5 protein-coding genes and 1 pseudogene are annotated in these 7,986 nt (G+C 72.8%); 3 read left to right on the plus strand and 3 right to left on the minus strand.

Features of this window, described 5'->3' with window-relative positions:
* Nucleotides 1-207: 207 nt before the first annotated feature.
* The 3 genes from ACWEN3_RS35785 to ACWEN3_RS35795 form a co-directional block, all read right to left on the minus strand.
* Nucleotides 208-885 (minus strand): AIM24 family protein, encoded by a 678-nt coding sequence (locus ACWEN3_RS35785; RefSeq protein WP_452979656.1) that lies wholly within the window; start codon nt 883-885, stop codon nt 208-210.
* Nucleotides 886-941: 56 nt separating this feature from the next.
* Nucleotides 942-2,231: a CAP domain-containing protein gene (locus tag ACWEN3_RS35790; RefSeq protein WP_452979658.1), complete on the minus strand. Its 1,290-nt coding sequence runs from the start codon at nt 2,229-2,231 to the stop codon at nt 942-944.
* A gap of 308 nt (nt 2,232-2,539) precedes the next feature.
* Complete coding sequence (locus tag ACWEN3_RS35795) at nt 2,540-3,757, minus strand: serine hydrolase domain-containing protein (RefSeq protein WP_452979660.1); 1,218 nt, start codon at nt 3,755-3,757, stop codon at nt 2,540-2,542.
* Between the two features lie 333 nt (nt 3,758-4,090).
* Between ACWEN3_RS35795 and ACWEN3_RS35800 the strand changes: the two genes are divergently transcribed.
* The 3 genes and pseudogenes from ACWEN3_RS35800 to ACWEN3_RS35810 all read left to right on the plus strand — a co-directional run.
* A complete protein-coding gene (locus tag ACWEN3_RS35800) occupies nt 4,091-5,854 on the plus strand; it encodes a M4 family metallopeptidase (protein WP_452979663.1) in 1,764 nt (587 codons plus the stop codon).
* A 149-nt stretch (nt 5,855-6,003) separates the two neighbouring features.
* A complete protein-coding gene (locus tag ACWEN3_RS35805; RefSeq protein WP_452979666.1) occupies nt 6,004-7,185 on the plus strand; it encodes an ROK family protein in 1,182 nt (393 codons plus the stop codon).
* Nucleotides 7,186-7,380: 195 nt separating this feature from the next.
* Nucleotides 7,381-7,986: pseudogene (locus ACWEN3_RS35810) on the plus strand (hypothetical protein); the annotation flags it as partial.

Below are 7,986 nucleotides of genomic sequence, written 5' to 3' on the forward strand. Positions count from 1 at the left end.
GGTTGTGCCTGAGGGCGTCGCGGTCCAGGGCCTTCTCATGGGTCAGATAGGAGGCCTCGTCGCCGGTCAGCACCGTGAACCCCGACCTGTGCCAGAACCACAACGAGCAGCCAGGCCAGTGACCCCAGGGCTCGTCGGTCTGTTGACGATCAAGACGCGGGCGCGGCGACGGGGGTTGCCCGCGCCGATCGGGTCACTTGTGAAGGTTCAGTGCTGCTGCGGCCTCTGCGGTGTCAGCTCGCTCGGCCGCACCACGACGAACCCCTCGCCCTGGAGCATGAGCTGCACGGCCTCCCCGGAGCCGCCGCGCAGCATCGAGCCGATGGACTGGGAGCGGTGCAGCGAGGTCTGCAGCCGCTCGGTCCAGCCGACCACCGCGTCCGTGTCGACGTACACCGGCGTCTGCGCGGACACCGGTATGACCAGCGGGTTGCCCTCGCAGACCAGACCGAGCCGGCCGTGGCCGCTGAACACGCTGTTGAACAGGCCGCCGCCGGCGATGCCCGAGCCCTTCACCGTTTTGATCTCGTACGACAACGAGGCGTCGAAACACAGCACGTTGCGGCCGTTCACGGTGAACCGGTCGCCGGGCTCGACCTCGACGACGAAGCAGTTCTGCGCCTCGTGCGCGAACCACGCCTCGCCCTGTCCCCGCACCGTCATCAGCGGCAGTCCCTCCCCGGTGACCGCGCGCTTCAGCATCCCGCCGACGCCCTGACCCTTGCGCTCGAACCCCAGGCTGCCGCGGAACGCGACCATCGCGCCCTGACGGGCGTACATCTCGCCGTCCACCACGTACCTGAGGCACTTGGCGTTCTCGACGGACATGCCCGGCTCCATGGCCGGCCGCACCACGTGCTCACCGGAAAAGAGATCACCCTTCATACGGGGCATCGTGTCCCGGACTCCCCGGTTCCGCCAAGATCGCGGAACGTTCTCGTTCAGCCGCCGAACAACTGCGCCCAGTACGTGCCCGCCCGGCCGCCGCCCGTGAAGCCGACGCCGATGTGGGTGAACTCCCGCGCGAGGATGTTGGCCCGGTGCCCCGGGCTGTTCATCCAGCCGGTCACGACCGCGGCGGGGGAGCGCTGCCCGCAGGCGATGTTCTCGCCGATCGTGCGCCTCGCGGAGCCCGCGGCGGCGGCCCGGTCCCAGGGCTCGGCGCCGTCGGGGGAGGTGTGCGCGTAGAAGTCGCGGGCCACCATGTCCGCACAGTGCGCCTGCGCGGCGGCCGTCAGCGGCGCGTCCACCGCCAGCGGGGGGAGACCGGCCCGACCGCGCTCGGCATTGGTCAGGGCGGCGACCTCGGCCGTCGTGCGCGACAGCCCCGCCGGGGTGAGCGGACTCGCCCACAGCGCGGTCCAGTAGCGGTCGCCCGCGTCGGCACGGGCGAGTGCCGTGTGCCGGAAGGCCGGATCGAGCAGGGTGCGGCGGGCTTTCGCCGATTCGAGGCAGTACTCCGCGAACTCCGCCGGGGTGCGCGGGCCGGAGACCAGGTGCTCGCCGACGCCGAGGTAGGCGTACCCGGCGGCCGTGATGCGCTGGTGCACCGAGACCCCGTCCCGCCCCTCGGCACCAAGGCGCCCCGCCCCGGCCATGGCCCTCGCGTGTGCCTCCGCGGCGGCGAGGAGCCGAGGGTCCAGGGTGACGGGCGGGCAGCCGGCGCGGGCGCGGGCGGAGTTGACCCTGGTCAGGAAGCCGTCGCGGGCGTCCGGCGCGGAAGGGGCCGCCGCCGTCTCCTCGCCGTCGTCCGTGACGTCCACCCCGAAGTCCCGGGCGAGCCCGGCCAGCCCGTCGGCGTACCCCTGCCCGACGGCCCGCAGCTTCCAGCCGGTGCCGGGGCGCAGATACAGCTCGGCGAGCAGCAGTACGGTCTCGTCGCCGAGGCGCGGCGGCGCGAACCGGGCCACCGTGCGGCCCGCGCGGTCGGCGACCTCGAGGCGCGGCGCGGGCAGCCGGCCGAGCGGTGTGCCGGGCTCGGCCGCGCTCACCGCGACCATGACCCGGCAGGCACCGGCGCGCAGCCGCCCGGGATCGACGTCCAGGCCGTCGCCGCGCAGCCCGACACCGGGCGCGTCCGGCTGGTTGTAGAACACGAGGTCGCCGTCCCCGCCGACCTTCCCGTCCGCGCCCGTGACGAGCGCGGACACGTCGAAGGGACCGGAGACCCGCAGCCGGAGCGCGCCGGGAGGAAGAGGCAGATTGCCCCCGGGAACCAGCTCACTCGTCACGCCCGGTACAACGCCCGGCGGCCGCGGAGGGGTTCCCGCCGGCCACGATGCAAAGGGGCGGGGAGTGCGTTCCCGGCTGTGGCAGCCAGGCCCTTGTTCCGTCCGGTGCATCGCCCGGCGGCTGCCAAGGGTTGCCGCCGACCGGGACGCGAAAGGGGCTCGGGAGCGCGGTCCCGGCTGTGGCGCGCGTCCGCCTGCCCCAGGGCTGTGGCAGCCAGGTCCTCGTTCCCTCCGGTTCTCCGCCTGGCGGCTGAGGCGGGGTTGCCGCCGGCCGTGACGCGAAGGGGCGCGGGAACGCGTACCGCCTCCTACCCCTTGTCCGTGGTGCCCGCGTCCTCGTTCCGCTCCGCTACCGCCGGACCTCGCGGAGCCTTCGCCTTCTTGCCGCAGAACGCCGACTCCAGGGTCCCCGCCAACGTGTTGAGCACCGTGCCGTTGTTCGACGTCGTGGCGACGGCCGTCAGGCTCCGGCTTCCGTCCTGCGAGGCGAACGCGTACGTGTAGTAGCCCTGAACCGCGCCGGTGTGGCCGTACACCGACACCCCGCAGGACAGGTCGCGGCGCCGCAGCCCGAGCCCGTACGCCGTCGTGGCGTTCACCGGCGTCCACTGCTCCATCTCGCCGAGCCGCGCGGTGGACAGCAGCCTGCCGCCGGTCAGCGCGCCGAAGAACACGTCCAGGTCGCGCGTGCTGGAGATGATGGCGCCCGCGCTCTGCGCCCACGACACGGTCTGTTCCGTCGCGTCGACCAGCGGGTCGCCCGCCTTGTCGGGGGTGAGGTAGCCGCGGGCGTAGGGGCCCGGGATCCGGGTGTCGGGGTGGACGTAGAACGTGTCGCGCAGCTTCAGCGGCTTGAAGATGCGGTTCTCGTACTCGGTCCTCACCGAGTGGCCCGTGAGCTTCTCGATGAGCATGCCGGCGACGACGAAGTTGGTGTTCGAGTACGAGTAGGCGGCACCGGGCTCGTTGGTGCGCGGCTTCTTCAGGGAGAGCGCGACCAGCTGGCGGTAGGTGAAGACCTTGTTCCGCACGGCCTCGAAGCCGGCCACGCTGTCGGCGAACAGGTCGTCGGTGTAGTCGTACAGGCCGCTGCGGTGGCTCAGCACCTGGCGGACCGTGATCCGGTCGTCGGGCAGCAGCCCGGGCAGATAGCGGTTGACCGGGGAGTCGAGCGCCAGCCGGTGCTCGTCGGCGAGTTGCAGCAGGACGACGGCCGAGAAGCTCTTGGTGACGCTGCCGACGCGGAACCGGTCCTCGGAGGCGATGGCCCGTCGGGCGCTCCGGTCGGCGAGTCCGCTGGTGAACCGGTACGCGCTGCCCCGGTCGTCGATCCGGGCCAGCGCCCCCGGGGCGCCCTGGGCCACCGCCGACCGCAGCACCGCGGCCACGCCCGAGGGGTCGGGGGCCGGAAGCTCCGCTGCCGCCGGGGACTTCGGCGCCCCGGTCGCGGCCCGCGCGGGGACCGCGAGCAGCGACAGCGCCACCGCTCCCAGGACCGCACCCCTGCTCACCCTGGCTGAGACCATCGGGCACCCACTCCCATCGATACGACTGCTGATGCGATATCAGTCACATTCCGGCCTGGGAACCTAGGGGATGGGAGCGGCGTCTCCACAGCCGACACACAGTTGGTCATACAGCGATCACTCTCTGGCGCTCATTTGCAAAGGATTGCCATAGAACTTCGCGAAATAGATCATTCCGTCTTTACGTGCACATGACTGATCCGTAAGGGTTACTTCTCGGGGCCCGACCAGCCCCCGTGGCGTCCAACAACGCCATGCCTCAGGGCGGTTGACGACCCACCGCCTTCGAACGAAGGAACCCTGATCAGATTGCGTAGACCGCACATACGCTCCGTGGCGATCGCCGCCGCGGTGGCGACGGCTGCCACGGGCCTGGCCGGCACGGCCTTCGCGGGACCTTCCACGACGGGGGCGGAGCGGTCCGCCGCGTCCTCCGCCACGAACGCCGACGCGGTGGTGGGGGCGGCGCGCACCGCGGCCTTCGCCCACGCCTCGGCGAGCGGGGTCTCCCAGGGCGACGAACTCCACGCCCAGGACGTCATGCTGGACCCCGAGGGCGCCCGGCACGTCCGTTTCGTCCGCACCCACAACGGCATGCCCGTGCTCGGCGGTGACCTCGTGGTCCACCTCGACCACAAGCTCGCCTACACCGGCGTGACCAGCGCGGCCGACCGCGCCGTCAAGCCGGCCGCCACCCGCGCCAAGCTGACCGCGGACCAGGCCGCCGCCAAGGCCGCCCAGGTCGCCAAGGGCGACGCGGGCAGCGCCCAGCTCGTCGTCGACGCCCGCGGCGGCGCCTCCGCGCTCGCCTACCAGGTGACCGTGACCGACCAGAGCGGCACGAACACCGTCGTCATCGACGCCGTCACCGGCAAGGTGCGCAGCAACACCCCCGACAGCGACGAGTTCCTGTCGCCGAAGCTGCTCGACGCCCTGCACCAGCGCGGCGAGACGGCCGACCCCGCCACCGACACCGCCGCCACCCCGGCCGCCGGCCTGCTCGGCTCGGGCGTCTCCGGCGCCACGGGCTACCCGTCGGCCGCGAAGGGCACCGGCAAGACCCTCTTCGTCGGCAGCGTCGGCCTCACCACGACGCAGACCTCGCGCGGCCACTACCAGCTCGCGGACCCGAGCCGGTACGGCACCGAGACGCGGGACGCCAAGGGCAAGTACACGGAGAGCTTCGGCGCCGGCACGAAGTTCACCGGCACCACCAACGTGTGGGGCAACGGCACGACCGCCAACCGCGCCAGCGCCGCCGCCGACGCCCAGTACGGCATCACCGAGACCCTGGACTTCTACAAGAAGACCTTCAACCGCAAGGGCATCGCCAACAACGGCAAGGCCGCCCACGGTCTGGTCCACTGGGGCAACAAGGTCGCCAACGCCTTCTGGGACCCGACCTGCAACTGCATGCTGTACGGCGACGGCGACGGCAAGACCTTCAAGAAGCCGCTCGTCGTCCTCGACGTCACCGGTCACGAGCTGACCCACGGCGTGGTGGACGCGACCGCCAAGCTGCAGCCGACCTATGTCGACGCCGACGGCAACCAGTACGGCGAGCCGGGCGCGCTGAACGAGTCCATCGCGGACATCTTCGGCTCCAACGTCGAGTTCTTCGCGAACAACAAGAAGGACACCCCGGACTACCTGATCGGCGAGAAGCTGGGCCTCGCGCAGAAGTTCCTGCGCCGCCTGGACCACCCGTCGCTCGACAAGCTCGAGGGCACGATCGACTACTGGTCGGCGGACACCTACTACACCGAGGTGCACGCCGGTTCCGGTGTCTCGTCGCACGCCTACTACCTCCTCGCGGAGGGCAGTGGCAAGAAGACGATCAACGGCGTCGCGTACGACTCGCCGACGTACGACAAGTCCACGGTCAGGGGCATCGGCCGCGCCAAGGCCACCGCCATCTTCTACCGTGCGCTGACCCGCTACATGGTCTCCACCACCGACTTCCACGACGCGCGCGTCGCGACGCTGAAGGCGGCCAAGGACCTGTACGGCGCGAACAGCACCGAGTACAAGACGGTCGACAAGGCGTGGGCCGCGGTCAACGTCACCGCCGCCAACACGCCGGCCCCCCGTCACTGACGGAGGGCAGCGCCACACCGCACCACCGGATGCCCCGCCCCGCGCGGGGCATCCGCATGTCCGCGTCCGCGCGGGCGGCCCGACTGCCCCCGTAACAGTGCCTGTTTCTTTTGTCGACAGCGGAAAACAACGACCCTAGGTTCCCGGCCATGCGCTCGACCCCGCACGCCGAGAGGTTCCCGGCGCACACCCCCGCCGCCGCGCAGGTGTTCACGACCGTCCTCTCGCACGGCCCCCTGACCCGCCTGGACGCGGGCCGCCGGGCCGGCCTGTCCCCGGCCGCCGTGACCAAGGCCGTACGCCCCCTGCTGGCGGCCGGATACCTGGTGGAGGGCGCCGACGAGGAGGCCCGCCCCGTCCCCGGCCGCCCCGCGAGTCTGGTCCGGGTGAACGGTGAACGTGCCCTGTTCATCGGGGTGAAGGCGACCGGCGACGAACTGATCGCCGTGGTGACCGACCTGTGCTGCCGCGTCCGGGCCGCCCGCCGCGCACCCCTGCCGGACCGCTCGACGGGGTCGGTGCTGAAGGCCGTTGCGGACCTCGCCCACCAACTCCTCGCCCTGGCGGTCGAGTCGGGCGCTCCGGTGGCCGGCCTCGGCATCGCCGTATCCGGTGACGTCGACCGCGCAGAGGGCGTCGTGCGCCACTCGCCCTTCCTGGCCTGGCGGGACGTGCCGCTCGCCGAACTCGCGACGGACGCCTGCGGGTTGCCGGTCTCCGTCGACAAGGACGTGCGCGCGCTCACCGTCGCCGAGCAGTGGTTCGGCGCCGGGGCCGGGCTCAGCGACTTCGCCGTGGTGACCGTCGGCGCGGGGATCGGCTGCGGGCTCGTGGTGCACGGCCGCGTGGTCGCCGGCGCGCACGGCGTGGCGGGCGAGATCGGGCACGTCGTCGTCGACCCCGCCGGCCCCGAGTGCCCCTGCGGCAACCGCGGCTGTGTCGAGGCGATCGCCGGGGACGCCGCGATCGTCGCCCGCATGCGCGAGGTGACGGGCCGGCAAGTGGCGGACGCCCGCGCCGCGTCGGCCCTTGCCCAGCAGGGCGTCCCCGGAGCACGGGAGGTGTACGCGCGGGCCGGGGAGGCCATCGGGCGGGGCATCGCCACCGTGGCCAACCTGCTCGGGCCCGAGCGCGTGATCATCTCCGGCGAGGGCCTCACCGCCTACCTCGCCGGGCACATCCGGAGCGCCTTCACCGAGGCCACCTTCGGCTCCGCGGTCCGGTGCGACGTACAGACCCGCCCGCTCCCCTTCGAGCAGTGGGCGCGCGGCGCCGCGGCCACCGCGATCCAGTCCTTCATCACCCGGGCCCCCGGCGGCGCGGCGGGCTGAGCCGCCCCTTCGAGCACTACGAGGGCACCGACTCCCACACCCGACAGGGCCCGCTCGGCGCCAAGGGCGTCACCTATGCTCGGGAACCGGGGTGGGTTCTGATCGGCAACTACCGCACGGCGGCCGGGGAACTCGGCAGGGGCGCCGGCTTCGCCGACCGTCGGCGCCCTGCGCGAGCGGCTGTACCTGCCCGTGGTGAGCCCGAAGACCGGCCGGCTGGAGGAGTGCATGGCCCCGGACAACCTCGACGAGACGACCCACCGTCCCTGGGCCCGCGGCGGCTTCCGCGTCGACCTCGGCCCGGCGGGACGGGAAACCCACCGAGGTGCGGAGCCGCGGCACCGGCGGGACCATGACCTCAGTGGGATACGGAGGCACGTCCCGGACGGTCCGCATGCGGCCCGGCGGATCCGTCACACTCCGGGACCTCGCCCGGTGAACGGCCGGTTCGGACACGGCTGCCGCGTCGCCGCGGTCCTGCTGACGGCCGTCGCCTGCCAGTCCGGGCCCGCCCGGGCGGCCATCACCCGGCCCCACGACGTCACCCGGCCCTCCGGCGTGGTCACCTGGGGCGCGAGCGCCGACCGCATGGGCGAGGGGGCCGCCGACCAGGGCTACCGGATGATCGTGCACACCAGCGTCGCCGGCAGCGCCCCCCGGGTCCGGTTCACCAACGCCTTCGGCGACCGGCCGCTGACCCTGGACAGCGTCCACGCGGGCCTGCGCGGTGCCGGCGCCGCCCTGCGCCCCGGCAGCAACCACCGCCTGACCTTCCGCGGCGCCCGCCGCCTCCGGGTTCCG

Source organism: Streptomyces sp. NPDC004561 (assembly GCF_053602155.1).

Bases quoted from the DNA above. Each gene is read 5' to 3' on its own strand.
- ACWEN3_RS35795 (WP_452979660.1), bottom strand. From the start codon at position 3,757: ATGGTCTCAGCCAGGGTGAGCAGGGGTGCGGTCCTGGGAGCGGTGGCG.
- ACWEN3_RS35805 (WP_452979666.1), top strand. From the start codon at position 6,004: ATGCGCTCGACCCCGCACGCCGAGAGGTTCCCGGCGCACACCCCCGCC.
- ACWEN3_RS35785 (WP_452979656.1), bottom strand. From the start codon at position 885: ATGAAGGGTGATCTCTTTTCCGGTGAGCACGTGGTGCGGCCGGCCATG.